Source organism: Loigolactobacillus bifermentans DSM 20003, from assembly GCF_001434575.1.
Lineage (GTDB): Bacteria > Bacillota > Bacilli > Lactobacillales > Lactobacillaceae > Loigolactobacillus > Loigolactobacillus bifermentans.
The window spans coordinates 26,684-51,213 of the sequence record NZ_AZDA01000043.1 but is presented as its reverse complement, the minus strand read 5'-3'; the positions used below and the strand labels follow the sequence as shown (position 1 = coordinate 51,213).

Here is a 24,530-nt window from a genome sequence, read left to right as displayed (position 1 = left end):
ATGACAAGAATCGCTTGATACCAGCATCTTAACGGTATCAAGCGATTTTTTGGCGTAAAATCACTTGACACTGTTCTATGCTGTTATATACTGTTTATTATTCAAAGAGGTGATTTTCTTGCAACTCATGATTCAGCACAATAGCATGGTGCCGATTTACGAACAGCTTTATAACCAAATTCAACAACAAATTATGAAAGGTCAGCTCACTGCGGAAACCGTATTACCGTCCGTCCGCAAGCTGGCCAAAGAATTGCATATTAGCGCCTTAACTGTCAAAAAGGCCTACGACCAGCTAGACGCCAGCGGCCTGATCCACACCGTCCCTGGCAAAGGCAGTTTCGTGGCTGCTGTTGACCCAGAAATGGAAAAAGAAGCACAGCGGCAAGAAATTCAACAAGAATTGACCCAAACAATTACTAAGGCCAAGCAGTATCAGCTGACCCAAGCGGACATCACCACTTTGGTGGCTTTATTATGGGAGGCGAATTAAATGTTGCAACTTAACGCAGTTACCAAGCACTATCCTCATTTTGACTTAAACATTTCCTTAAATGTCCCCACCGGGCAAATTATCGGTTTAGTCGGTCGCAACGGCGCTGGTAAGTCAACGACCTTTGAGCTGATTTTAGGGCTGACTCAACCTGATCACGGTCAAATCACGATTTTTGGAAAGCCTGTGGCCCAATTGCCCCCTGCACAACGCAGTTTGATTGGCACCACTTTTCCCGATAGCTTCTTTGCCGAAACCTTTACGATCAACGACCTAACTCGGATTTTAAAAGCCACCTATACCACGTTTTCAGCATCAACTTTTCAAACAGCCTGTACCCACTACCAGCTGCCGTTGGCCAAGCCATTGCGCACTTTTTCAACGGGGATGTTAGCCAAATTAAAGTTACTAGTCGCCTTGCATCACAACGCCAAACTCTTAATTTTAGATGAACCCACAGCCGGCTTAGATGTGGTGGTCCGCCAACAATTACTGGGGCTACTACAGGACTATTTAGACTCGGATCCTCAGCGTAGTATTTTGATCAGTTCGCATATTGCCAGCGATTTGGAACAACTTTGCGATCAGCTGATTTTTATCGAACAAGGTCAGGTTGTGTTGCAAGAAGAAACAGATGTGCTGCTGAATGCCTATGGGGTGCTCCAAGTAGCTGCAGCTGATTTCGCCAATTTGGACCAAGCGCACCTGCTGGTTACACAACCCACTGACTTTGGCTATTTATGCCTGACCAATGAACGCCAATACTATCACGAAACCTACCCACAATTGGTGATTGAACCCGGTTCATTAGACCAAATTTTATTACTGCTAACGAAAGAAGGTGTCACCGCATGAAAGGCTTATGGGTCAAAGATTGGCTGGTGTTGAAAAAACAACGCTTAGCCTTTGGTCTGATTTTTTTATTAGCGCTTCTGTGTCTGTTGATTTTTAAACGCTTCGGCATTGAACTAAGCATGTTACTGTTTGCGTTAACCGTGGCGTTTTTAACCTTAAGTACCGTCACCTTTGATCAACAAAATCACGGCCTGGCGTTCTTACTCACGTTACCCATTACTAAACGGCAATACGTGCGCCAAAAGTTTCTCTTTTTATTGGCCATGATTGCCAGTGGCACCTTACTAATGGCAATCATTAGCGCCAGCGTTAACGCGCTGCTACACTGGCAACTGCCGCTGCAAGATTTAAGCTTCATTACCGTTGCCATTGGTAGTGGCACGTTTATGTTGTTAAGCATCACCTTACAATTACAACTCCAAAAAGGACCTGAAGTCGCCCAAGTGGCCATGTCGCTGGTAGGCGCCATTGTCGCCGCTGGTATTGGCGGCATTTACCTGTTGATCCAACGAACCCACTGGGGCGCGACGGTATTTGCCAACTTACTTAAAAGCTATCAGCAACACGGTGCGTTGCCTTTTATAGGCTGTTTCATTGGGCTAAGCTTGCTGGTCGGTTACGTTAATTACCGCCGTAGTCACCGCCACTTATTGGTCCGTTAACGCAAAAAAGCCGTCACCCTAAAAAAATAGGAACGGCTTTTTTTGACGTAACTTATTCATAACGGCGGCTTAAGTCAGGTGTCGCCCTAGCGCTTCGGCCTTAGCAGGCCAATCCCCTAGTTCGGCTGGCGTCCGGACGGTATCGGCCAACACTTCGCCTAAGGATTCCCAACGCATGTACTGAGTAAATTGCCGGTAAAAAGACCGCAACGTGGCAAAGGCCTCTGGGCCACGGTGGGCTGTGGCTAACAATACACATTGTTTGTCCTTTAAAGCATGGTTATAGGTGTAAAAACGGTCCACCACAGCTTTTAATTGGGCGGTCATCCCAAAGTAATACAACGGTGTCACCAGCACGATCACCTCCGCAGCCAACACCTGGGGCAACACAGTGGTGGCCACCTGATCTTGGCTGGGCAACACGGTTTGATCAGCGGCTAACTTTAAAAAGTCAACCGGCACATCCCCAGCATTAAAACGGACCACCTGATGACCAGCGGCCAGCGCCCCACGTTCAAACGCATCCGCCAAAGCTTCTGAGGTGCCTGGATGATGCCCACTCCCTGTTAATAGCACGATCTTTTTTGACAAATTCTCACCTTTTTTCATTTAAAAAAATAGCAACTCACTGTTTCGGCGTAACTTATTTATAACCGGCGTCCAAGGGCCTCTGCCTGTGCCGGCCAATCTGCCAGATCTTTTGGCAAGTAAACGCCATCGGCCAAAACGGTGCCTAAGGATTCCCAACGCATGTACTGGGTAAACTGGCGGTAAAAGGCCTGCAAGGATTCAAATGTGTCTGGTCCGCTATTACAAGTGGCCAACAGCACACTCTTTTTCCCTTTCAATTCATGGTTGTACTGATAAAAACGATCGATCACCGTTTTTAGCGTACCTACCATTTCGAAATAATAGATTGGCGTCACCAGCACTACAATGTCGGCCTTTAGCAACCGGGGCAACAAAGCCGTTGCCACTGTATCTTGAGCCGGGATCGTCACTTGATCGGCCGTCACGCGTAACGGTTCAACCTGTTCCGCCCCGGCATTAAAGCGATATACGTCGTGGCCGGCCGCTTTAGCCCCGGTTTCAAACGCATCAGCTAACGCTTCTGAGCTACCGGGATGGTGGGCGCTACCTGTGATCATCACAATCTTTTTTCCCATGCAAAAATCTCCTTTTCAAACGGTTTCACCGTTAGTATACCATTGCCCTGCTTTTAGTACGGCTTGGTTGCAAAAAAACAAGGTGGCCCGTCACATCTGAACGGGCACCTTGTAAAAATTTAATCTTTTTGCGCTTCAATGCGGGCGGCTAACCGACTTTGGGTTGCCCGAACGGCCCGCGGATCTCGAAAATCAATGGCTTTAAGACGGGGGAGCCGCCGTAAATAAAAGAGCCAGATCAAGCCTAGCAAAACAACGCAAATGCCGCATAACGTTATCGCAGCGCTAGTTGCAGCCCCACCGATCATTAACGTTTCGCGTAACCCGGCCACACTATACGTCATCGGTAAGTAAGGATGGAGCCATTGGAAAAAGTGATTGGATAATTGAATCGGGTAGGTACCGGCTGAACCGCTTAACTGGAGTACCAGAAGTACCATGCTGAGAAAAGCCCCTAGTTTCCCAAAAGCTAAATTCAACCAATTCACCAGTAACATGGCACATAAGGCTGTTAGGACGATCAGCCCTAATGTCGCCCAACCGTGCACTGGGTTTAAGCCATCGATCCCGCATAACAACGCGTAAACGATTAGACTTTCACCAAGAACAAATGGTCCCCAAATGGTCGCTTTACTCAACAGCCAGCTAAAAGCCGTTTTTGGATAACGCCGTGGGGTGTACAGGTCAAACATCATGTTTAAGGCTAATGCCCCAACAAATAAGGAAACCGACAACATGTATGGCGCCATCCCAGTGCCATTATTGGGCACTTGATCTAATTCCGTATGGCTTAAGCGAACTGGCTGTGCCAGTTGACGCTGCGTTTGCGCTGTGGGCTTTAAAGTACCTTTTTCAGCCGCGGCTTTTAATTTGGTACCAAGTTGCGCGTTGCCGCTGTGAAGCTGGGCTAAGCCTTGCCCTAACTGACCGGCACCACTGGTTAATTGTGTGGCGCCACTGGCTAATTTTTGGTTGCCTTGGCTAATTTGACCAGCACCATTTAACAACGCTTGGTTACTTGCAATCAAGCGCTCTAACCCGGTGCCTAAGGTTTGACTTCCTTGGGCTAACTGTTGCACCCCATTGGTCAAAGCTGGTGTTTTACCAGCTAAAGTGGCTAAATTACCACTGACCTGATCAGCCCCGCTGGTCAAGGTGCTGCCGGCTTGCGCAAATTGATTGGTTTGCTGCGCCAAGTTTTGCGTCCCTGTGGCCAACTGCTGCACCCCAGCCACCATGGTCGGGGTCCGTTGCGCCAATGTTCCCATTTGGGTCTTTAGGGTTCGCGCGCCACCGCTAGCTGCTGTTAACCCGCTGGTGAGTTGCTGGGTGCCGGTGGCCAATTGCGCCAATTGTGTGTTTAAGCTAGCTTGGTGACTTTGCAGCTGGTTCAGGCCAGTGGTGATGGCTGACGACTGCGTCGAATTGGTTTGATCGGCTAAACTGGTGACGGCGCTGCTTAACGCTGTCATGGCACGGGTCACCGCTGCCGTATCCGGCTGGGCCGCGTTAGTCGTCCCCACAGCACTGACCAACGCTTGCTTTTGGGTCGCAGTTAAATGCTGCTGATCCGCTACTGCCGCCACTTTGGCTTGCAACGCATTGCTGTTGCTTTGCGTTTGACCTAAGGCGGTCACTGCCGTTTGTAACTGGCTCAAGGCCGTTTTCACGGCGGTGACCTGAGTTGCAGCACCGCTAACTTGATTCAGCGCTTGTTTCAATTGTGCCAACTGTTGCGTCGTTTGCGCAGCGCTTTGCTGGGCGCCACTTTGCAACTGTTGTACCGCGTGATTTAAAGTTTGACTACTGGCTTGGAGCTGCTGCAAATTCGTGGCTAAACTGGTACTGCCTTGAGCCAACTGCTGGGCACCGGTGGCCAAACCGCTAACACTGGCATTCAGTTGCTGCGTGCCGGTATTTAAGCGCGCTGTTCCGCTGCTTAACTGGCCCGCATGGGTTACATACTGCTGCACCCCAGTGCTGACTTGCGCCGCACCATGGTTTAACGCTTGCGTCCCACTTTGCAACGTCCCTGTTTGACTGGCCAATTGCGCCAACCCTTGGGTCACTTTTTGATTGCCTGTTTGGACCCGATCGACACCGGTAACGTAGGTTTGTAACCCAGTGGTGACCTTGTGACTGCCCTGCGCCAACGTTAACGAACTATGCGTCAAGGTTTGCAAATTCTGGGTTAAGCTTTGGTTCACTGTTTGGGCTTGCTGGGCGCCTGCTGCTAGTTTTGCATTGGCCTTGCTAGCAGTTGTCAGGCCTTGATCCAGCTGTTGCAGCCCAGTTAATAAAGTTTTGGCATAAGTGCGCGTGACTTCCTGACTGACTTGCGTTTGAATTTTTGCTGCAGCTGTACTGCCCATTTTGCTAGCAATGTAATTATGCCCCGCACTGGTGGTATAATGTAACACCATTTTTTGAGGCCGTCGCTGAGTCAACGTGGTGGCCTGTTTGGAAAAATGCCGCGGAACGGTGATCACCATATAGTAGCGCCCACTTTTTAGGCCTCGCTGCGCCTGTGCTTGAGCGGCTACTTCGTGAAAGGCCATTGCGTGGGACTGCCGTAAACGCTTAGTCAGTTGCTGGCCCACAGCCAAACGCTTGCCTTGGTAAGTGACCGCTTGATCCTGATTCACCACCGCCACCGGTAGCTGCTTAACTTCGCCATAAGGATTCCACATAGATTTTAAAAAGATCACCGCATAGATTGACGGAATCAACATCACGACACATAAAACGATCAGCAATAAACGATGTTGTCGAATATAGGCCCACTCTGCTTTAAACATTGATTTCAACTCGCTTCCTTAGCTTGAAAATACCGATCATCTAGTAGATAATGACCACGTGTCTATGAGCATAATCATCTCAGGTGGCTTTGACCACATCACGTTTGCAACATCTGGGGTTTATGCCACAAATTTTAGAAAACTGGTCATTATTAACTTAAAGGAAGCGATTGCCATGACGCTTGATAAACGGGCCCAGCGCACCCAGCTTGCTATTCAAACAGCTTTTGAAACGTTGGCGCCAACCACCCCGCTACCTGAGCTCACCGTTAAAAAGTTGACAGAGGTCGCCGATATTAACCGTAAAACATTTTATCTGCATTACAATTCAATTGACGATCTGCTAGCCAGCTATGTGATCCAGATCTCAGAGCATTTAAAGCAGATTTTAACGGCCCAACCTTTTCCCAATACGCATTTACAACCTGGCTTTATTTTTGACCAATTAAATGCCTTATTTGAAGAACATGATGCCTTTGCCCGTACGATTTTATTCGATGATGCCTACAGTCCGTTTGCCCAAAAAATCAGACGCCGTACCACGGCCGCTTTTGCCCAACGACTGCAACAAGATTATCCGATCTCTTCTGAAAATGCTGCTATTGTGGCCCATTTCACCATTAATAATACGTTGTCCTTGTTTCAATTATCCTTACGGCAACCTGACGTTTTGCCCAAAGCGAAACTGCGCCAAACCATTGTGCGCCTAAACACTTCCGGGATGAGCAGTTTTCTTTTTTAAAGTTGCCCATTTGGGCAGCTTTTTTCGGTCCCTTTGGACGATGGCATGTCGCCCTATTTTCAGTAAACTAGTCCCATCAACTACCAATCAGTGATGGAGGCTAAACAATTGAGCTATTTAGAATTACGTGACATTCATAAATCTTACTATCTCGGCAAAGAAGAATTTCCCGTATTAAAGGGAATCGATTTAGATTTCGATCTCGGAGATTTCGTGTCGATCTTAGGGGAATCTGGTGGGGGTAAATCCACCTTAATGAACATCATTGGTGGCTTAGACTGCCAGTTCCAAGGGAGCGTTACCGTGGACGGACAGCGGTTGGACCACCATGATGAAAAGGCCATGGACACTTACCGGCGGGACACCATTGGGTACATTTATCAGTCTTACAACTTGATCAGCCATTTATCCGTGTTGGACAATGTCCTGATTCCACTGGACATGACCACCTTAAATAAAACAAAGCGGATACAGCGAGCCAAAGAATTACTAGCGCGGGTGGGCTTAACTGAACAGGCCAGAAAGTACCCCAACCAGTTATCCGGTGGGCAAAAACAGCGAGTGGCCATTGCCCGCGCCTTAGCCAGTGATCCCAAAATTATCATTGCCGACGAACCCACTGGCGCCTTGGACTCACAAAACACCCAAGAAGTCTTGCAGATTTTAGATGAGATTGCCAAAGATGGCCGCTTAGTCATTACGGTGACCCACTCTCAAGCCGTCGCCGACGCTGGCAGCCGCATCGTCCATTTAGCCGATGGGCAAATCGATCACAACCAGCGTCTGCATGACCCTTATCCGGTAAGCGATAAACCGCGGATCCAATCCAAATTGTTGCCAGCCAGTGTTTCCTATAAAGTGGCTGCCAAACATTTTAAATATAATTTCTGGCGTAACTTTTTAATCGTCATCGGGACCGCCATTGGCCTATTTGCGGTGATGCTGTTTTCCGGATTAGGCAATGGAATCAGCGGCTACATTAACAAACAGGTCACCGATATGGTCAATCCGCAAGTGGTCAGCGTCAGCCGGTATCAAAAACCGGCGCAAACTAGCGCAGGCGGCGGCAAACAAGGTGGTGCTGATCAGCAAGCGCAACAGCCGCAACAAGCCGCAACCACGCAAGCGTCAACTACTGGTACCACCAGCCAACCAAAAGTCACCAGCGCTCAGATTAGCCGTTTGAAAAACGTCAAGCACATTACGGCCGTTGACAAAGTGTATTCAGCAAGTACCGTAACAGCCAAAAAAGGCAGCAAAGCCGTAACCATGACGAACCTCGCCAACTGGAACGCCAGCGCCACCACCAATACGATTAAAAAAGGGAACAAACCGGGCAAAGGTGAAATTGTGGTCGATCGTGACAGTGTTGCTAAAAAGTTAGCTGGCAACAACTGGCAGTCCTTGATCGGCAAAACCATTACATTAAATTACCAAACCCAAAATAAGGCCGGCAAAAAAGTGACCGTGAAATTGACTGCCAAAGTATCCGGCATTACCGCCACATCCAACAGCATGGGCATGGCTAACGATAATTATGTCAACACCGCTACGTTGACCAGTGCCATGAAAGCGGCCAACGTTAGCACCGCAGCCACCAGCGTTGCCGTCAATATTGATCACTTAGACAACGTTAAAAGCGTCACTAAAAAAATCAACAAGTTAGAAACCAGCAGCAAGCGTCAATTTAGTGCTACCTCGATCAGTTCCATGATCAGCACCATTCAGACCTACGTTTCTTTGGCCACCAATGTGTTAGCAGCAATCGCAGCGATTTCATTAGTGGTTTCTGCATTAATGATCATTGTGACCATGTACATGTCCGTTAGCGCCCGCACGAAGGAAATCGGAATTCTTCGGGCCTTAGGGGAAAGTAAGCGCAATGTGCGCCAGTTATTCATTAGCGAATCCTTGATCATTGGCGTGTTAAGTGCCGTGTTAGCCACTGTTTTGGCCTTTGTTGGAGAGTTCATTGCTAATAGCCTACTCAGCAATATTGCTAACTTCGCCTTTGTGCAGATTTCCTTGGGCAACGTGATCACTGTGTTCATTGTAGCGTTGATCATTGCATTGTTAGCTGCACTATTACCCGCGCGTAGTGCTGCAAAACTCAACCCAATCGACGCTTTAGCAGCAGAATAAGCTTAAAATCGCGTTACAGCCCAGCTGTAACGCGATTTTTGCGGTATGATAGCCTTTGAAAGTGAGGTGTCCCCATGGACCAAACAGAAGCGCAAAAATTAAAAACATTACGCACGATTCGCGGGCCACTGATTATTGGGATGATCATGATTGGCTTTATTGCGATTTATGTTCTGAGTTCCAGTTTATCAATTGAACGTCAAGCGACCTTCCATTTTGAACAGGTTCCTCAAAATGCACACTTTTTGGATTCTTTATTTGTGATCGGTGCGGTACTCAGCATTATTGCCACGATTTGGTTTAACGCCTGGTTATATACTAAACGGCGTTGGTTGTTGATTGGGCTGCCCCTAGGGTTAATTCTGATCTACACCACGTTGTTAGGCCATGCGTCACCCGTGATCTTAGTTGGTACCTATCCAGTGCTCATGATCGAGGCCATTACGACTTACCAGCGATCACACCTGGTATTGAATATCATCACGTTTTTATATCTTGGCATGTGGGGGCTGTATTTCCTGATGGTTGGCCCACTATTAGGCACCATCACTTTGGAATCCTTTGTATTTGTGATAGCCATTGTTTTTTATTACTGGCGTTTTTATCAGCGTCAACTCGCCTCACGCCAAGAATTAGAAAACCTTTATGATGAACTAAAATTGGCTTACAACCAAGTGGAAGCCGCAGCAATTCGCACCGAACGTCAACGGGTAGCACGAGAATTACATGACACCTTTACCCAAGATCTGGCCGGCGTGGTGCTCCAATTAGACGCCGCCCAAACGTTTCTTAAAAATGGCGATTCCCAACGTGCTGCCAAAATCATTGCGCAAAGTCGCGCGACCACGCGGCAAGCACTTAAAGATTCCCGGCTGACCTTAACGGATTTACGCAGCACCCCTGAAGAAGACCTCCCTGCCCGGCTCAATTTAGTCACCACCGCCATTGCCAAAAACTATCACTTAACCACAACCTTGCGCTTAAGCCTCGTACCGGATTATAGTCCCAGTCAACTTACTGAGATCACCCGGATCGTCACTGAAGCGTTAACCAACGTGGCCAAACATGCGCAAACCGACCAAGCCTTGATCACCAGTCAACAACATGACCAAGTGTTCAAGCTGAAGATCATTGATTTTGGCGTCGGATTTGACTTATATAAGGCACAAAAATCTGGCCATTTTGGCTTACAAGGCCTGCAAGAGCGGGCCCAACGCTTAAACGGTGTGATTACCGTGGTCAGTGCCATTGATGAAGGAACCACCGTCACCTTGACCTTGCCCATAACTCGAAAGGAATGACATGATGAAACTATTGATCGTAGATGACCATCAAATTTTACGCACCGGTTTAGAATTGATTTTTGAAACGGTGCCGGACATCGAGGTGGTCGGCCTAGCCGAAAATGGCGTGGTAGGCTTAGCACTGGCCCGCCAACAACACCCTGACCTTGTGTTAACTGACATTCGCATGCCACAAATGGATGGTATTACCCTTTTGCGACAACTGCGACAAGAACAGCCCGACCTGCCTGTGGTAGTGCTCACCACCTTTGACGATCAAGCCCCGATTCAACAAGCCATGCAACTTGGGGCCAAGGGCTTTCTCCTAAAAGACGCCGATCAAGCCACCATTTTAAAGGTGATTCGCGGCGCTGTTAAAGGTGAAACCTATTTAGAGCCGCGCCTTACCGGCAAGGCCTTTGCCCCACACCCCCCTGCCATTGACCTGACATCACGGGAACACGCCATTCTCACCCAAGTGGCCCAAGGCTTGCATAGCAAAGAAATTGCCTCCAATTTAGACGTCAGTGAACGGACGATCAAGGCCCACCTGACAAGCATTTACAATAAACTAGGCGTGTTTTCCCGGGCGGAAGCAGTGGCGAAGGCGTTGCAGTTGAATCTGATTGAACTTTAACAAGTTTGCTGATTAAGCTGAAGTTCCCCCCAACGACAAATTGTATCCATAACTGGCAACAAGGAACGCCCTTGGTCAGTTAACTGATAGTCCACATGCGGCGGGATCTCCGAATAGGCTGTGCGTTTAACCAACCCAGCATGCGCGAGTTCCTGCAGACTATTGGTCAACGTTTTATGCGTCACATTGCCAAGTTGGCGTTCCAGCATATTAAAGCGAACTGGCTTTTCGTTTAAAGCAAGCGCATATAAAATCAACAGTTTGTATTTACCACCAATCAGCTTCATCGTATAGCCAAAACCAGTTTGAGCGAGATCCACTTGATTCACATAATCGACATCTGACATAAAAAAACCTCTTCCTAAATTTTAATCACAAAATGCCTATCTTTTACCAATTACGCACCTTTAAGTGCGTAAGGCACAATGATTACCGTACTTGTTGCCAATTTATTGTGCCAGTATGATGAACTTAACATAGAAAGCGAGGTTTTGTCGATTATGGAAACAATCATTTACGCACATCCTTGGTCTGGTAGTTTTAACAACGCTGAATTAAAAGCCATTACTACAAAATTAGCGGCGGCTAAAACGGCCTATCAAATCATTGATCTTTATCATGATGGCTTTCGGCCGGCCTACACGGCTGAAGAATTAAAAAATTTCAGTCACGGGGTTGCCCTAGATCCACTGGTCAAACAGTATCAAGCTCAATTACGTGCTAGTTCTAAATTAACCTTCATTTTCCCAATTTGGTGGTCCAACGCACCGGCAATCATCAAAGGCTTTATTGATAAAGTCATGTTACCTGGGTTTGCCTACCACGAAGATACCAATTGGCATGGTCATTTAACTTGGATCCAACAAGTCGCTATTTTTACGACCTCTGAGGTTAGTCAATCTCAGTTGGAAAATAACTACGGTAATCCCATTCAAAACTGGCTAATCAATACATTACTACGTGATTTAGGCATTCCTGCGCAACAAGTGACTTGGTCTCATTTTGGTGAAATCAATTCAAGTACCCCTGCACAACGCCAAGCCTATTTAGAACAACTGACAACACGCTAGTATCTGTACAATCTAAAAAAAACAAGCAACCACTTACAAGTGCTGCTTGCCTCCTAACTGATGCTGCGGCATCAGTTTTTTTGTTGGTGTTAATTCGGTGACCAGCTCCGCCGATACCGCCGGAAATAACGTGGCTTTTTGCTGGTTAAAAGCCTGCATCTCGGCACTGGCAGCGTAGGCCACTTGAGCTTACCGTTTTTCGAAGAGCGTAAACTGCAATGGGTCTTTTTGATTTTGAAAAACCTGACATTACTTTGCTGGGTGGCCGCAATCAAGCCTGGTAGCATTACCTGACCCGTCACCACTGAAGCTGGCGTTGCACATCAATCCGTTAAAGTTAACCTGTCCCGCCTACTTTCGGATTTGATGCTTTTCGTTTAGTCAGACCCTGAGACCACGTCAAGTAACGCTTTACCAACTCGCCTTACGCACCCCAGGCAGTTGGCCAGCATGGGCCAGCTCCCGAAAGCGAATCCGCGACACGCCAAATTTGCGCATATAGCCGCGTGGTCGGCCGTCGATTTGGTCACGCTGGCGTAACCTTACTGGGCTGGCATCTCGTGGTAATTGGGCCAAGCCAGCATAGTCCCCTGCTGCTTTTAAGGCCTGCCGTTGGGCAGCATAACGGGCCACCGTTTGGTTTTGTCGTTTTAACTTTTCAATTTTAGCTTTCCGAGCCATTTAATCACCTGCTTGTTGTATTTTGGCCAACGCTTGATATTGCGCGGTCATCCATTGTTGATATGTTTTGCCCACGGGTTTGGTTTCTGTCACTTTTAAAATCGGCACCCCGGCCGCTTGGGCTTTTTTGACCATGTTGGTCACCGCCGCACTTTGGACTTGGGTGTTTTGCACGAAAAAGGCCACTTGATGCTGGGCTAGCGCGGCGCTTAACTGCCGCACATCTTTCGCACTAGGATCACTGCCTTTTTCAATGGCCGCCGCAAAATGGGCGTCACTGACTTGATACCCTAGCGCATGCAACGCATTCACGAAAACTGGCTCCGATACGGCCACTTTTTCACCGTGCGCATGGGCCTTTAACTGCTTGATTTGTTGTTGCAACGGCTTTAATGACCGAATATAGGCCTGCGCATTTTTTTGATAAACTTGACGGTGTTTCGGATCTAACTGGCCAAACTTTTTCGCCAAAGCACGCGCCATGGCCGGCATGGTTTGCGGCTTATACCAAATATGCTCATTTTCGCCATTTTTCACGCCGACCACTTTGGCCGCCGATACGGTGGCAATGTGGTGACTGCTACTTTTGGTGAGTTTGGTTAACCAGGTGTCATAACCGGCACCATTTAACACGGCCACATCCGCTTTGGCCACGGTTTTGCCGACTTTTGTCGTGGGTTCATAATCATGCGGATCCACGTTCGGCCGATCGATAATCGATGTGACGGTGCCTTGTTTCCCCAACACTTTTTGTGCCACTTCCCCATAAAAATCCACACTGGCCACGACCTGTAAATGACCTGATTGGGCCAGTTTCGTGGTTTGACCACATCCCGCTAAGCCCGCCAACAAGGCGATGAAGCCTAAACTTGCTATGATTCGCTTTAATTTCAAAAGTCACGTCCCCTTATCATCGCAATCTGATGAAATGGCCAGATTGCAGCTGCTATGTTAATTCATTTGATCAGCGCTGATCATTTTGTAAATAGTAACTATTACGATTTACATTTTAAGAGTTTACACGTTTTTGGTTAAACGTCAAGTTGTCTTTTGTAATCAAGGTCCGCGATCCGTTGTAGTGCCTCGACTGCGCCGCACAAAAAAATCGCAGCCAGTTTGTTAGCTACGATTCCAAATTTGCCTTATTTGCCTAATTGAGCCAACGCATCAAAATCAGCTTGACTGAGATCAATGTCTTGGGCTGTGATATTTTGCTTTTCATGGTCCACTGAAGAAGTCCCAGGAATTGGTAAGATCACATCTGAGCGCTTCAGCAACCAGGCCAAGGCAATCTGCGCTGGTTGGGCGTGATACTTCGCCGCAATTTGTTGTAAGGTCTCACCTTGGGCTAATTTACCAGTGGCCAATGGGAACCATGGGATAAAGGCAATGCCGTTGGCTTCCGCGTAATCTAACACGTCTTCGTCTGCCCGATCGATTAAATTGTAACGGTTTTGGACGGAAACGATTGGGGCAATTTTTTGGGCTGCCTTTAATTCAGCCACTGAAACTTGGCTTAATCCAATTTGCTTGATTTTGCCTTCTTGTTGTAAGGCAGCCAATTCACCGATTTGTTCTTCCAAGGTGTAATTGGGGTCGATACGATGCAATTGCAACAGATCAAGGTGATCCAAACCTAAACTAAACAGGTTTAATTCGACTTGTTGGCGCAAATAAGCTGGCGCCCCAACTGGCGTCCAAATATCAGGGCCTTGACGGGTCAAACCGACTTTAGTCGCCACCATCACATCAGCGTCAGGCCGCTGTTGCAAGGCATCCCGCAAATAAAGATTGGCATAAAATGGCCCATAACTATCGGCGGTATCAATGAAATTAACCCCATTGTCAATGGCCGTGGTGATCACGCTGGCGGCTTGTTTGGCGTCAGCGGCTGGGCCCCAAATGCCTTTACCAGGTAATTGCATGGTCCCGTAGCCTAAACGATGAATGGTTTTGCCGTTTTTAAAAGTGAATGTTTTTTGCATGTTGCGCTTCCTTTCAATGTGAAAAGCTGATGCTTACAAAATTCAATTTACACCTTAGAGTCTACTCTAGGTCAAGCATTTTGTTTTCTACCAATCAACCCATCCCGTAACAACTGGGTCACCATGGCCCGCAAGGACTGGCGTAGATCGGTAAATTGAGGCTGGTAAAACGCTGGATGTAACGGCTGATAGGTCACCTGTCCTTTTAACCGTGGGTAAAAATCACCAACCGTGGTATTGCGCTGAAAAGGCCGCAATAAACCTGTGGGAAACGGTAATTGCCAACCACGTAACCCTTGCGCGTGAAAATCCGTTAACACGAAATGCTTCAATTCCGCCATACTCATCGGCATCCCAATCGCCAAGTTACGGGTGCCGTTAGCGGCAGGTTGCTGCATTAACGCCATTTGCATTTGTGCCACATCCCGCACGTCTACCGCATAGCCTTGCATGGGAATGTTAAACGGCACCCGCAATAACTGCTTGATCTGTTGCGCCGAATACCGGGCCCAAGGCACTAATGAGGGGCCTAGCACAAAGCTAGGGTTAATAGCCGTCATCGCAATTTGACGGGGATTGCGTTGCGGGTCATTGATCAATTGCCACGCTCGGTGTTCTTCCAAAGTCTTGCTTTTCATGTAATCTGCCAGGCCTGGCGCGGCCGCATTCGTCCAATCATTTTCAGTATAGACGGTTTTACCTTGGTTGCCATAGGCAATCGCGGCTTCTGAACTGGTGAGCACGATTTTTTGCAACGTTGGGCTGGCTAAAGCCACTTTAAAGATATTGTCGATGCCTTTGATTGCCGTATCCGTACGATGACTTTCTGTGGCCACTGCTTGTGGTGACGCCACGTGAAACAACCATTGCACGTTTTTTAGCGCGGCCGCCCAACCGGCATCTCCGTTTAAGTCTGCTGGTACCAATTCAATGCCCGGCAATAATTGTTTGATGCGCGGTAACTTGCTGGTGGAACGGTAAGTCCCGCGTACCCGGTAGCCTCGTTGTAACAAATCTTGAGCCAACCAAGTGGCCATGTAGCCGGTAATCCCAGTGACCAAAACCAAATCATTTTTTTGCATGTTTAAAGCTCCTTTAAGTGAATGAATGTTCATTTTAATGATTTAAAAAAGACGCACAGCGCACGTCTGAAAGTTTCTCTATCATAAATGGTCATTCACTTAAAAACAAGCGCCTGGCATAAGTTAATCACGTCAACGTCGCAAAGCCAGTGGCCCCAAGGGTTACCACGTTTAAATTAATGCTGCGCACACGCCGCCCAAGCCATGTCGATTGCCATCGCGATCTCAGCATCTGTAAAAGGTGTCGCCGCCCGAAAGTGATTTTCAGCCAACTGATCCAGCGGCTGAAACGTAAAAGCAATTAACAGTTCTGGGGCCAAATTGCGTAGGGCCTTTGTGGCAATGCCTTGTTGATATAACCGAGCAATTGGCTTAGCCCGGGCCATGCTTTGCGCATACGCAGCTGGCGCTACCAATTCGGGCGTTTGGTTAAAAATTCGCATAGCCGCTGCTTCTTTGGGATACAGCCGCAACGCGTGGGCATAATTGGTGAGCAGCAACCGAAATTGCGCCGCCACCGTTGCCTGTTCATCGTGTGCCGCAAACAGTTGGGTATCGATGTGATCCTTGATCTGTAAGTAAACTTGACTCAGCATGTCCTGCTTATCCTGATAATAAATATACAACGTAGCCGGCGAGATTCCCGCCAGTTTGGCAATTTTCGCCACACTTAAATTTTGATAGCCTTCAGTGATCAACACTTGGATCACCGCTGTCTGTAACGCTGCTATTTTACGTGGGTCTTTTTGTCTCATGCTGCCATCCCCTGCCAAATCAACTGATAAAAAGTTTCAAAATCATAAGTTGTTGCCGCATAATGGCCCTGCTGCACATTTAACGCGTGGGCGTAAAGCACCCCAAACACCAGCGCCATGTGAATATTCACTGGCACCACCTTGATCACTTTGGCGGCAATGGCCTCCTGCAACAATGCCACCACCAAATTACCAGGTGCTTCAGCAAACACAATATCATGGCCCAGCAAAAACTTCACTTGCTGGATCAAGGTCAAACTGTCGGGATGGGCCAAAGCAAAATCGTACAACGACTGTAAATACAATCGCAGTCGCTGTTGCACCGGCACTTGTCGATCTGCTAGTTGGCTTAAATCCCCACTTTCCCGAATCCGTGCCTGCTCCCGTTGATAAACGGCCTGTAACAGTGCGTCTTTATTTTTAAAGTATAAATAAACATTGGATTGGGCAATGCCAACTTTTTTCGCCACTTTCACCGTTGAAACGGCGGCGGCCCCTTTTTTTAAAATAATCGCTGCCGCGGCATCTAAGATCCGCGTGGTTTTGGTGGTATCTTTCGTACGCATCTATACACCCCTTTTTCATGAGTCTACCGAAAATCAGCGTAATAAACAAGCTTGACAAAGATAGAGCTATCTTTTATACTAGCATCATTCTAAAAAGATAGCATTATCTTTTAAATAATAATTCGTCAGGAGACTTTCACATGAAATATACATTACTCGGTTCTCTAGGCAACATTAACCGCATTGTCGTGCCGCAATTGATCCAAGCAGGGCATGACGTGACGGTGATCACCACCAACCCCCAACGCCAGGCCCAAATTGAAGCGCTAGGCGCTACGGCTGCCGTGGGGACTATGACGGATGTGGCCTTTCTCACCCAACAATTTACCGGCCGCGACGTGGTGTACTTAATGATCTCCGGTTCAGATCCCGATTTATTTGGCAGCGCCAAACGCCAAGCCGAGATTTTCAAAACCGCCGTGGCCAACGCCGGGGTAAAAAAGGTGGTCAATCTCAGCAGTATCGCCGCGCAAGACAAACCCGCCGGCACCTTATACGCTTATCATTTTATTGAAGACGCTTTAACCAGCCTGCCCAATGTAGACGTGGCCTTTGTGCGCCCAACTGGCTTTTATAACAACTTGTATGCCAACATGACCAGCATTAAAGCCCAACACGCGATTTTCAACAACATTCCTAGCAACGCCGTGCATCAATACGTGGCGCCTAGCGATATTGCGACGAAAGTTTTCACCTTATTAACCCAAGTGCCAACTGGTAAAACTATTCATTACGTGATCAGCGATACCTTCACCGGCGACCAACTGATTGCCGCACTAGCCCAAGCCTTAGACTTGCCGGATTTAAAATACGTTGAGATCACTGATGACCAATTCGCTGCCGGTTTGCGTCAAGCTGGGGTCCCTGAAACCATTGTGGGTCCTTACCTACAAAGCACCCAATACCAAAAACACCCTGACCAACTGTACGCCGACCTGGCTAACCACGATGTTTACACCGGCCAAGTGAAACTGGCCGACTTCGCCCAACAATTTGCGGCAGCTTATCGCAGCGGCAATGGCCCCCAAGCCCATACGGTGATCAGCAAGTAAAAAAAGTGTGTCAACTGATGGCTCAGTTGACACACTTTTTTGTCTTAAGGTAAAGTATGGCCAGCGCTAAAGTACAAGTCATACCATTCTTGTTTCGTCAATTCAACGTCAGAACCAGCGGCACTTTCTTGGATGTGTTGCGGGTTCATACTGCCCAGAATCACTTGCATTTTGGCGGGATGACGCAAGATCCAAGCCGTGGCAATGGCGTTTTTCGTCACACCTTTGGCGGCTGCTACTTTGGCTAATTCCGTGTTTAATTCTGGAAACTTGGGATTGTCTACAAATGGCCCGTCAAACATGCCATATTGGTAAGGTGACCAAGCTTGAATGGTCATCCCTTTGCGCCGGGAGTATTCCAGCAGGCCGCTATCGTGGCTCACACTATCCGGATCGGTCATGTTCGTGTGCATACCATAGTCCACCATGCCGGTGTGCATTAACCCAAATTGCAACTGGTTGACTAACAAGCGTTGGCTAACGGCACTTTGCACCAAGGCCACCTGTTGGGGATTAAAGTTCGATACCCCGAAATGCCGGACTTTACCGCTAGTTTGTAAGGTGTCAAACGCAGCGGCAACGTCGTCCATCTCCATTAATGGATCTGGGCGATGCAATAAGAAAGCATCCAAATAATCCGTGTGTAACCGACTTAAAATTCCGTCAACAGCAGCTAACAAATGTTGCTTGGAAAAATCATACCGATGGCCAACGAACACATCGCCGTGGCTCCCTGCGTTGTCCACAATAATGCCCGCTTTGGACTGAATGTAAAAATCGTTGCGCGACAAGCCAGCGGCAGCTAAACCGGCGGCAAAGACTTTTTCAGAATCGCCACCACCATAAATATCAGCGGCATCAATGTAGTTAATGCCAGCAGCTTTAGCCGTGGTTAGCACCTTGGCCGCTTCGTCGGTACTTAAGCTGTCCATGCGCATGATACCTAAGGCTACATTTGAAACGGTAAGCTCTGTGTTGCCAAGTTGCACTGTTTTCATTTAAAACGCTCCCTTGTTTTAATCCCTTCAGTATAAGACTTAGAGTAGCCTCTAAGTCAAGGGCAAACTGTGCTACACTAAGGTCATGTTATTTGAAAGGAAGTTGTCTCATGCCTTACTCAATCGGCCAAGTGGCCACCCAAACTGGGATCACCGAATACACCCTACGTTTTTATGATAAAGCAGGCCTGTTACCTTTTGTGAAGCGCAATGCCGCAGGTCGGCGGCAATTTAGCAGCGCCGATGTGGACTTTATTAATTTAATTTCCTGCTTAAAAGATACCGGCATGTCGCTAGCCGAAATTAAGAATTTTGTGGATATGTCCCTGGCTGGCGATGTGACTTTACCCCAACGACTGGCGTTATTTAAGCGCCAGCAACAAGCTGTCCGGCAACAAATTCAGGACGCTGAAACTCGTTTAGCCAAATTAGACCACAAAGTGCGCTTTTTCCAAGCCGCTTGTGACGCTGGTAGTGAAGCCGCGGTTACCGGCCAGTGTGTGTTACCTGTAGTGCCAGCTGCCGCGGAAACCCCAGACCATAGCGCTTAGTCTTCCGGGAAACGCAACCCCCAAGCATTGCGGATCGCGGTCATGGTTTGGCTGACATCATACGACAGCGCCAATTGCCCGTCATCGTGACCTTGGGCAATGTAGCGCTGCATGTCTGCCACTTCATAGGCCAGCGCTTGATCTGCAGTCCCAGCTTGTAAGGTTTCCGTAGTGGTGGCATGGGCATCTGGGGTATAAGTCACCAGCGCTTCCGTGGCCCGGGGATAATTGTTGATCTCAATGTAGCCTTTGGTGCCAGAAATCACCCCACGTTTAGGCTGTTTAGCCCGTAACGACAGCGCCATCACGGCCATTTGTTCTTGCTGATTTTTTAAAATAATGCCAGATTGCTCGTCCACGCCGGTTTCAAAAAACTTCACTGTGGTAAGCAGATTATTCGGCTGACTCCCTAAAAACAGCCGGGCAAACGCCGTGGCGTAGCCGCCAATATCCAACAAGGCGCCACCAGCCAAGTCCTTGCTAAAGAAGCGATTGGTCGGATCATAATCTTTTAAACTGCCAAAATTCACTTGTACCAATTTAATTTGGCCTAGCTTGCCACTAGCAATCAGCTGTTGCACCTTTTGATAAATCGGCATGTGAAACAAGGTAAAGCCTTCGGTTAAAATCAAACCTTGGGCCTGGGCCAACTGCTTTAATTCAGCCAATTGGGCGGCATTTACCGTAATCGCCTTTTCCGCAAACACATGCTTGCCGGCCTGCAAGGCTTCCTTAATTAAGTCATAATGTAAATTATGCGGCGTCGCCACATACACCACGTCAATTGCGGGATCATTGATCAACGCAGTGGCATCTGGATACGTGTGGGCGACGCCTTTTGCTGTGGCAAACGCTTGTAACCGTGTTTGATTGCGCGCCGTTACGCCATAGATCTCGCCGTTGACCTGTTGCAAGGCGTCTGCCATTTCATGGGCAATGACACCAGTTCCAATTAAACCCCAATTGTAAGTCATTTTACCCTTCCTTTCGTAAAACTTGCACCGCACCGTTGTCTGCTTCAGCCAATACTAGTGTCGCCGCTTGCGGGAAATATGACGTGGCAATCACCCCGGTATATTGCAGCAACATGGCGTTTAAACCGGCTAAATTATCCCAGTTGGTAGCTTGACAATCCACCAACAGATTGCCAGCGCGAGTGTAAACATAACCTTGGTAATTCGTCGCAACCCGCACTTGGGCGGTTAAGCCTAAATGCGTTGCGTGGGTTAACAAAGTTGCTACCGCAGCTGGCAACACTTCTACCGTCAGTGGTACCTTAGCGTTTAACCGCGGTGTAACTTTAGCCGCTTCGGTGAGAATCACATACTGATCAGCCAGTTGCGCAAATAAATGTTCATCTGTATGAATGCCGCCATTACTTTTCAATAAGTTAAATTGCTGGTCCACACTGTCACAGCCGTCAAAAGCCAAGTCTATTTTGACTGGTTGCTCACAAATTGGTAACTGCAATTGCCGACAAGCGGCCAAGGTTAAGGCCGAGGGGCTACACAATTGCACGTCGGTTAAAGGACTGTGGGCGATGACGTCCGCTAACCATTGCATATGACGGCCACCACCTAAACTAACGGTCATCCCTGGTTGGATCAAGGCTAAGGCTTGCTGAATTTGAGCGGTCATTTTCAAACTTCCTTCGTTGTTAAAATTTAATTTCATTGTTATAATATGATTGAAATTAAATTTTGTCAAACAAGGATGACCTACCATGAATCTCATTGATCAACTGAATAGCCAACTGCCCACTTTTTCGCAAACGGATCGTAAAATTGCCCAAACCATTTTAAAGGCGCCGACACAAGTGGTGGACCTGACCATTGCTAACTTGGCCCAACAAGCCCAAGTCAGCCAGGCGTCGATTTCCCGGTTTTGTAAAACCCTCGGCTTAGCTGGCTTTCACCAACTCAAAATTCAACTGGCCCAGCTGACGGCCCCCACTACACCAACGGTGCTAGCGGATGATTTGGCCCAAGCGTTAGCTGGCATTACCGCCAATAAAGTGGCCGAGGTGCAACAAACCCTGACCAACGTGGCCCCCGCTACGTTAAAAATCATTTTAAAAACCTTGCGCCAAGCCAGCGTGATCCAAGTTGCCGCGGCTGGCGGCACCCAACCAGTGGCTGCTGATGCGGTTTATAAATTTAATCAGCTGGGCAAATTAGCCCTCACCGACCCGACCTGGGATACGGCAATGGGCCAAACCTTAAACTTACCGGTTGATGCGGTGTTGCTGGTGATCTCCAATTCTGGCGAAACCCGCGATCTGCTCACGCAAATCCAAGCTGCTCACCAACGCCACTTACCTGTCATTGCGATTACCAATCGCGCTGACTCCCCCATTGCGTTGGCCGCCGATCAGCACATTCAAACTGCTGTGCGCCAACAAGTGTTCGCATCGGAATATTACTTTTCCCGAGTGGCGGCCACGGCTGTAATTGAAGCGCTATTTTTACTGTTATTAACGCAAGCTGAAACGGCCTTAACCCATATTAAGGCCCACGAAAACTGGCTGGCCGCTACCAAACTGTAACGAAGCTCGCCAGTACCTGCTCAGTGCCGATTTTCGGTTTTCTGATTGTTGTTTACCTTTAAACCGGCATTTTACCAAACTATTCCAAACCGGCATCTTAACCAGCGCAAAATTGAATCACGCGCCAAAACACTGTTACACCACCACTGAGTGCGGCACAAGCGATTTACACCAATTGACAGTTCGTACTGACTTTTTGTAAGCTAGGGCCACAAACTTAGTGAAAGAAGTCTTGATAATGAAAAAAGCTTTGATCGTAGTCACTAACCATGCGCGTTTTGACGGCACCGACCGTGCCACTGGGGTTTGGTTTAGCGAAGCCACCCACTTCCATGATGTCATGCGTGAACATGATGTGGCCGTGGATTATGTCAGCCCAACTGGCGGCTATGTGCCGTTAGATCCTGGTAGCTTAACCGAAATGGATGATCTCAATTGGCGGTACTATGGTGATTCCGCGTACCGCCAGCAAAATTTAGCGCATTCCTTACGTCCTGACCAAGTGGACCCAGCTGCCTATGATGTGATTTATTACGCCGGCGGTCACGGGGTGATGTGGGACTTTCCTAACAGCACGGCGATTGCCCAGATCGCCCAAACCATTTATCAAAATGGTGGCTTGATCACGGCCGTTTGCCACGGTGTCGTTGGCTTATTAGCTGTGAAAAATCCAGACGGTAGCGCCTTGATCAACGGCAAACCGTTAACTGGCTTTACCAACGAAGAAGAAGCCCTTAACCAACTAACGGATAAAGTACCATTTTTAGCTGAAGACGCCTTGAAAAAAGCCGGGGCCCAGTACACCAAAGCCGCCGCTTACACTGAAAATGTAGTGGTGGCAGACCGCTTGATCACCGGCCAAAATCCCCAATCCGCTAAAGGTATCGGCTTGGCCGTCATTGATTATTTTGAACAGCATTAAGGAAAAGTGCAATGCCAAAAATTGAAGGCGTTGCGCTTTTTATATTGCGATTAGCCTTCGTACAACAGGACTTTGCGTTTGAATGGCAGCCAGCTTGATTTACCCTTTAAGACCAGCTATTCAGCATTCATTTATATTTCAAATGGAAACCACTTAAAAGTCCACATGAGGTCCGTCGTCCCCTCAATTGCTTAAATGGATTGCAATACAGTCAGCGTTTAATAACCATTCTGCAAGCGAGCTGCAGCCAAACAAAAAAGCCGATCAACATGATCGACTGACAATGATTTTCATTTTGATTTTGCGATACTCACTTTAACCTGATGGCGGGCCAATTGTTGCTGCACTTCAGGTGTAATACCGCTGTCGGTGACCACTGCATCAACGGCGTCAAACCCCAGTTGATGGACCAAACTAGTGCGATTAAATTTTTGCGAATCGGTTAAAATAATGACCCGATCCGCATGTTGTGCCATATTTTGCACCACTTCACTGCGCATTAAGTCGTTGCCGAAAAAGCCTGAGTCTGCAGCATACCCATCGGTTCCGACAAAACACTGGGTGACTTGAAACTGCGCTAACAACACTTTGGTCAGCGGCCCAACGACTACCTGCGCAGCAGCTTGATAATTACCGCCTAACAAGATCACATCAATATTCGGATAGTCCCTGACGTAATCGGCAATGAAACTTGAAATCGTAATAATCGTGACACGCTTACCTTGTTGCCCTAAAACCTCGGCCAGCAATGCACAAGTCGAGCCAGATTCGATCATGATCGTACTTTGATTCTTCACCGCTTCAGCAGCTAATAACGCAATTTGGCGTTTCGTTTCATAATTTTGTGCCAAGCGGGCGCGTAAGTCTGTTGGGTCATTGATAATAGCCACCCCATGTTGGCGTTGCAACAGTCCTTTTTCTTCTAATAACGTCAAATCCTTGCGAATAGTAACTTGCGACACGGACAACTCTTTTGCCAGCTGACTGACTTCCACTTCGCCGGCTTCTGTCACCCGCTGTAAAATACGATCAACTCGTTTTGCGACCATAGCAACCACCTCCAATACCAATAGTTTAGCACGTGACGACTACAAATACGAGACCGTTTTACATTCAGACGTAATTTTTCCATTTATGTTTGAAACTTAATACCTGTGAAATAAGGGTGCATCATGACACCATAAACAAACACGGCTTGATTTTGAACATTCAAAAATTGCGTCTCAATGACATTGACCCTAGCATGCCGGCTTTAAAAACTGCCTTTCGCAATGTCAGCGGGGTGCTGATCTAAAATTGCAATCTTGAAAGGATCCTGCGACACGCAACGAGTGGTCAGCACGACTGATTCGAACTTGTAGCCGGTCGGTAACTGGATGGCCCGAAACACGACCATTAATAGCATTTAAACCAACCTCAGGAAAACTTACCTGAGGTTGCTTCATGTTCCGCACTATTTTTCTGAAAAAAGATTGACAAGTGCTGTCAATCAGATTAAGATACTCTAGTATTCTAAATTAGAAACTTAAGTATCTTATTGGAGGC

At 47.8% G+C, this 24,530-nt stretch carries 27 protein-coding genes; 12 read left to right on the top strand and 15 right to left on the bottom strand.

Annotated elements, in window-relative coordinates; translation table 11 throughout:
• The first annotated feature begins 127 nt into the window (after positions 1-127).
• Genes FC07_RS06295 through FC07_RS06285 form a run of 3 tightly spaced genes read left to right on the top strand, consistent with a single transcriptional unit; the run spans position 128 to position 2,010 of the window.
• Positions 128-493: a GntR family transcriptional regulator gene (locus FC07_RS06295; RefSeq protein ID WP_235807470.1), complete on the top strand. Its 366-nt coding sequence runs from the start codon at positions 128-130 to the stop codon at positions 491-493.
• Positions 494-1,348, top strand: coding sequence for an ATP-binding cassette domain-containing protein (locus FC07_RS06290; protein WP_057904278.1), 855 nt, complete (start codon positions 494-496; stop codon positions 1,346-1,348).
• On the top strand, positions 1,345-2,010 hold the full coding sequence (locus FC07_RS06285) for an ABC-2 transporter permease (protein ID WP_057904277.1): 666 nt from the start codon (positions 1,345-1,347) through the stop codon (positions 2,008-2,010). Before FC07_RS06290 ends, FC07_RS06285 begins: the two co-directional genes overlap by 4 nt.
• A gap of 69 nt (positions 2,011-2,079) precedes the next feature.
• On the opposite strand, the gene FC07_RS06280 is transcribed toward FC07_RS06285, so the two are convergent.
• From FC07_RS06280 to FC07_RS06270, 3 genes are all read right to left on the bottom strand, one after another.
• Entirely contained in the window at positions 2,080-2,601 is a 522-nt protein-coding gene (locus FC07_RS06280; RefSeq protein WP_057904276.1) for a flavodoxin family protein, read from the bottom strand.
• 56 nt (positions 2,602-2,657) lie between these two features.
• Entirely contained in the window at positions 2,658-3,176 is a 519-nt protein-coding gene (locus FC07_RS06275) for a flavodoxin family protein (RefSeq protein WP_057904275.1), read from the bottom strand.
• Between the two features lie 119 nt (positions 3,177-3,295).
• Complete coding sequence (locus tag FC07_RS06270) at positions 3,296-5,974, bottom strand: YhgE/Pip domain-containing protein (RefSeq protein WP_057904274.1); 2,679 nt, start codon at positions 5,972-5,974, stop codon at positions 3,296-3,298.
• Between the two features lie 64 nt (positions 5,975-6,038).
• Between FC07_RS06270 and FC07_RS06265 the strand changes: the two genes are divergently transcribed.
• The 4 genes from FC07_RS06265 to FC07_RS06250 all read left to right on the top strand — a co-directional run bounded on the left by FC07_RS06265 (position 6,039) and on the right by FC07_RS06250 (position 10,778).
• Positions 6,039-6,716: a TetR/AcrR family transcriptional regulator gene (locus tag FC07_RS06265; protein ID WP_057904273.1), complete on the top strand. Its 678-nt coding sequence runs from the start codon at positions 6,039-6,041 to the stop codon at positions 6,714-6,716.
• 108 nt (positions 6,717-6,824) lie between these two features.
• Positions 6,825-8,858: an ABC transporter ATP-binding protein/permease gene (locus FC07_RS06260; RefSeq protein ID WP_057904272.1), complete on the top strand. Its 2,034-nt coding sequence runs from the start codon at positions 6,825-6,827 to the stop codon at positions 8,856-8,858.
• A gap of 74 nt (positions 8,859-8,932) precedes the next feature.
• A complete protein-coding gene (locus FC07_RS06255) occupies positions 8,933-10,159 on the top strand; it encodes a sensor histidine kinase (RefSeq protein WP_057904271.1) in 1,227 nt (408 codons plus the stop codon).
• Between the two features lies 1 nt (position 10,160).
• Positions 10,161-10,778, top strand: a complete 618-nt coding sequence (locus FC07_RS06250; RefSeq protein WP_057904270.1) for a response regulator — start codon at positions 10,161-10,163, stop codon at positions 10,776-10,778.
• Here the strand turns inward: FC07_RS06250 and FC07_RS06245 are convergent.
• Entirely contained in the window at positions 10,775-11,125 is a 351-nt protein-coding gene (locus FC07_RS06245; RefSeq protein WP_057904269.1) for a winged helix-turn-helix transcriptional regulator, read from the bottom strand. The two genes, FC07_RS06250 and FC07_RS06245, sit on opposite strands and share 4 nt — an antisense overlap.
• Before the next feature lie 153 nt (positions 11,126-11,278).
• On the opposite strand from FC07_RS06245, the gene FC07_RS06240 reads away from it, so the two are divergent.
• Positions 11,279-11,848: an NAD(P)H-dependent oxidoreductase gene (locus FC07_RS06240; RefSeq protein WP_057904302.1), complete on the top strand. Its 570-nt coding sequence runs from the start codon at positions 11,279-11,281 to the stop codon at positions 11,846-11,848.
• Between the two features lie 33 nt (positions 11,849-11,881).
• On the opposite strand, the gene FC07_RS15845 is transcribed toward FC07_RS06240, so the two are convergent.
• The 7 genes from FC07_RS15845 to FC07_RS06210 all read right to left on the bottom strand — a co-directional run bounded on the left by FC07_RS15845 (position 11,882) and on the right by FC07_RS06210 (position 16,917).
• Complete coding sequence (locus FC07_RS15845; RefSeq protein WP_155797828.1) at positions 11,882-12,031, bottom strand: hypothetical protein; 150 nt, start codon at positions 12,029-12,031, stop codon at positions 11,882-11,884.
• A gap of 228 nt (positions 12,032-12,259) precedes the next feature.
• Positions 12,260-12,529 (bottom strand): 30S ribosomal protein S14, encoded by a 270-nt coding sequence (gene rpsN, locus FC07_RS06235; protein WP_057904268.1) that lies wholly within the window; start codon positions 12,527-12,529, stop codon positions 12,260-12,262.
• Complete coding sequence (locus FC07_RS06230; protein ID WP_057904267.1) at positions 12,530-13,423, bottom strand: metal ABC transporter solute-binding protein, Zn/Mn family; 894 nt, start codon at positions 13,421-13,423, stop codon at positions 12,530-12,532.
• Between the two features lie 248 nt (positions 13,424-13,671).
• Entirely contained in the window at positions 13,672-14,514 is an 843-nt protein-coding gene (locus tag FC07_RS06225; RefSeq protein WP_057904266.1) for an aldo/keto reductase, read from the bottom strand.
• A gap of 71 nt (positions 14,515-14,585) precedes the next feature.
• A complete protein-coding gene (locus tag FC07_RS06220) occupies positions 14,586-15,596 on the bottom strand; it encodes an NAD-dependent epimerase/dehydratase family protein (protein ID WP_057904265.1) in 1,011 nt (336 codons plus the stop codon).
• Between the two features lie 176 nt (positions 15,597-15,772).
• Complete coding sequence (locus FC07_RS06215; RefSeq protein ID WP_057904264.1) at positions 15,773-16,351, bottom strand: TetR/AcrR family transcriptional regulator; 579 nt, start codon at positions 16,349-16,351, stop codon at positions 15,773-15,775.
• Positions 16,348-16,917 (bottom strand): TetR/AcrR family transcriptional regulator, encoded by a 570-nt coding sequence (locus tag FC07_RS06210; RefSeq protein ID WP_057904263.1) that lies wholly within the window; start codon positions 16,915-16,917, stop codon positions 16,348-16,350. The genes FC07_RS06215 and FC07_RS06210 overlap by 4 nt, the downstream gene beginning before the upstream one ends.
• Before the next feature lie 140 nt (positions 16,918-17,057).
• On the opposite strand from FC07_RS06210, the gene FC07_RS06205 reads away from it, so the two are divergent.
• The gene (locus tag FC07_RS06205; protein WP_057904262.1) at positions 17,058-17,969 is read left to right on the top strand and encodes an NAD(P)H-binding protein; all 912 of its coding nucleotides are present in this window, start codon (positions 17,058-17,060) and stop codon (positions 17,967-17,969) included.
• A gap of 44 nt (positions 17,970-18,013) precedes the next feature.
• Here FC07_RS06205 and FC07_RS06200 read toward each other — a convergent pair whose 3' ends face one another.
• Complete coding sequence (locus FC07_RS06200) at positions 18,014-18,967, bottom strand: aldo/keto reductase (RefSeq protein WP_057904261.1); 954 nt, start codon at positions 18,965-18,967, stop codon at positions 18,014-18,016.
• Between the two features lie 110 nt (positions 18,968-19,077).
• Between FC07_RS06200 and FC07_RS06195 the strand changes: the two genes are divergently transcribed.
• Complete coding sequence (locus FC07_RS06195; protein ID WP_057904260.1) at positions 19,078-19,518, top strand: MerR family transcriptional regulator; 441 nt, start codon at positions 19,078-19,080, stop codon at positions 19,516-19,518.
• Here FC07_RS06195 and FC07_RS06190 read toward each other — a convergent pair.
• A complete protein-coding gene (locus tag FC07_RS06190) occupies positions 19,515-20,492 on the bottom strand; it encodes a Gfo/Idh/MocA family protein (RefSeq protein WP_057904259.1) in 978 nt (325 codons plus the stop codon). The two genes, FC07_RS06195 and FC07_RS06190, sit on opposite strands and share 4 nt — an antisense overlap.
• Before the next feature lies 1 nt (position 20,493).
• A complete protein-coding gene (locus tag FC07_RS06185; RefSeq protein ID WP_057904258.1) occupies positions 20,494-21,156 on the bottom strand; it encodes a ribose-5-phosphate isomerase A in 663 nt (220 codons plus the stop codon).
• A gap of 85 nt (positions 21,157-21,241) precedes the next feature.
• Between FC07_RS06185 and FC07_RS06180 the strand changes: the two genes are divergently transcribed.
• Together FC07_RS06180 and FC07_RS06175 are read left to right on the top strand one after the other, a co-directional pair.
• Complete coding sequence (locus tag FC07_RS06180) at positions 21,242-22,063, top strand: MurR/RpiR family transcriptional regulator (protein ID WP_057904257.1); 822 nt, start codon at positions 21,242-21,244, stop codon at positions 22,061-22,063.
• Positions 22,064-22,301: 238 nt separating this feature from the next.
• The gene (locus FC07_RS06175; protein ID WP_057904256.1) at positions 22,302-22,985 is read left to right on the top strand and encodes a type 1 glutamine amidotransferase domain-containing protein; all 684 of its coding nucleotides are present in this window, start codon (positions 22,302-22,304) and stop codon (positions 22,983-22,985) included.
• A gap of 290 nt (positions 22,986-23,275) precedes the next feature.
• On the opposite strand, the gene FC07_RS06170 is transcribed toward FC07_RS06175, so the two are convergent.
• Positions 23,276-24,034 carry a DeoR/GlpR family DNA-binding transcription regulator gene (locus FC07_RS06170; protein WP_057904255.1) on the bottom strand — a complete coding sequence of 253 codons (759 nt, stop codon included), beginning with the start codon at positions 24,032-24,034 and terminating at the stop codon, positions 23,276-23,278.
• Positions 24,035-24,530 lie beyond the last annotated feature (496 nt).

What these genes read in the sequence shown, in the direction of transcription:
- FC07_RS06290 (WP_057904278.1), top strand. Translation starts at nt 494, where the DNA reads ATGTTGCAACTTAACGCAGTTACCAAGCACTATCCTCATTTTGACTTA.
- FC07_RS06175 (WP_057904256.1), top strand. Translation starts at nt 22,302, where the DNA reads ATGAAAAAAGCTTTGATCGTAGTCACTAACCATGCGCGTTTTGACGGC.
- FC07_RS06275 (WP_057904275.1), bottom strand. Translation starts at nt 3,176, where the DNA reads ATGGGAAAAAAGATTGTGATGATCACAGGTAGCGCCCACCATCCCGGT.
- FC07_RS06195 (WP_057904260.1), top strand. Translation starts at nt 19,078, where the DNA reads ATGCCTTACTCAATCGGCCAAGTGGCCACCCAAACTGGGATCACCGAA.
- FC07_RS06285 (WP_057904277.1), top strand. Translation starts at nt 1,345, where the DNA reads ATGAAAGGCTTATGGGTCAAAGATTGGCTGGTGTTGAAAAAACAACGC.
- FC07_RS06200 (WP_057904261.1), bottom strand. Translation starts at nt 18,967, where the DNA reads ATGAAAACAGTGCAACTTGGCAACACAGAGCTTACCGTTTCAAATGTA.
- FC07_RS06250 (WP_057904270.1), top strand. Translation starts at nt 10,161, where the DNA reads ATGATGAAACTATTGATCGTAGATGACCATCAAATTTTACGCACCGGT.
- FC07_RS06180 (WP_057904257.1), top strand. Translation starts at nt 21,242, where the DNA reads ATGAATCTCATTGATCAACTGAATAGCCAACTGCCCACTTTTTCGCAA.
- FC07_RS06190 (WP_057904259.1), bottom strand. Translation starts at nt 20,492, where the DNA reads ATGACTTACAATTGGGGTTTAATTGGAACTGGTGTCATTGCCCATGAA.
- FC07_RS06245 (WP_057904269.1), bottom strand. Translation starts at nt 11,125, where the DNA reads ATGTCAGATGTCGATTATGTGAATCAAGTGGATCTCGCTCAAACTGGT.
- FC07_RS06225 (WP_057904266.1), bottom strand. Translation starts at nt 14,514, where the DNA reads ATGCAAAAAACATTCACTTTTAAAAACGGCAAAACCATTCATCGTTTA.
- FC07_RS06170 (WP_057904255.1), bottom strand. Translation starts at nt 24,034, where the DNA reads ATGGTCGCAAAACGAGTTGATCGTATTTTACAGCGGGTGACAGAAGCC.
- FC07_RS06270 (WP_057904274.1), bottom strand. Translation starts at nt 5,974, where the DNA reads ATGTTTAAAGCAGAGTGGGCCTATATTCGACAACATCGTTTATTGCTG.
- FC07_RS06255 (WP_057904271.1), top strand. Translation starts at nt 8,933, where the DNA reads ATGGACCAAACAGAAGCGCAAAAATTAAAAACATTACGCACGATTCGC.
- rpsN (WP_057904268.1), bottom strand. Translation starts at nt 12,529, where the DNA reads ATGGCTCGGAAAGCTAAAATTGAAAAGTTAAAACGACAAAACCAAACG.
- FC07_RS06240 (WP_057904302.1), top strand. Translation starts at nt 11,279, where the DNA reads ATGGAAACAATCATTTACGCACATCCTTGGTCTGGTAGTTTTAACAAC.
- FC07_RS06220 (WP_057904265.1), bottom strand. Translation starts at nt 15,596, where the DNA reads ATGCAAAAAAATGATTTGGTTTTGGTCACTGGGATTACCGGCTACATG.
- FC07_RS06265 (WP_057904273.1), top strand. Translation starts at nt 6,039, where the DNA reads ATGAGCATAATCATCTCAGGTGGCTTTGACCACATCACGTTTGCAACA.
- FC07_RS06210 (WP_057904263.1), bottom strand. Translation starts at nt 16,917, where the DNA reads ATGCGTACGAAAGATACCACCAAAACCACGCGGATCTTAGATGCCGCG.
- FC07_RS06215 (WP_057904264.1), bottom strand. Translation starts at nt 16,351, where the DNA reads ATGAGACAAAAAGACCCACGTAAAATAGCAGCGTTACAGACAGCGGTG.
- FC07_RS06185 (WP_057904258.1), bottom strand. Translation starts at nt 21,156, where the DNA reads ATGACCGCTCAAATTCAGCAAGCCTTAGCCTTGATCCAACCAGGGATG.
- FC07_RS06205 (WP_057904262.1), top strand. Translation starts at nt 17,058, where the DNA reads ATGAAATATACATTACTCGGTTCTCTAGGCAACATTAACCGCATTGTC.
- FC07_RS06295 (WP_235807470.1), top strand. Translation starts at nt 128, where the DNA reads ATGATTCAGCACAATAGCATGGTGCCGATTTACGAACAGCTTTATAAC.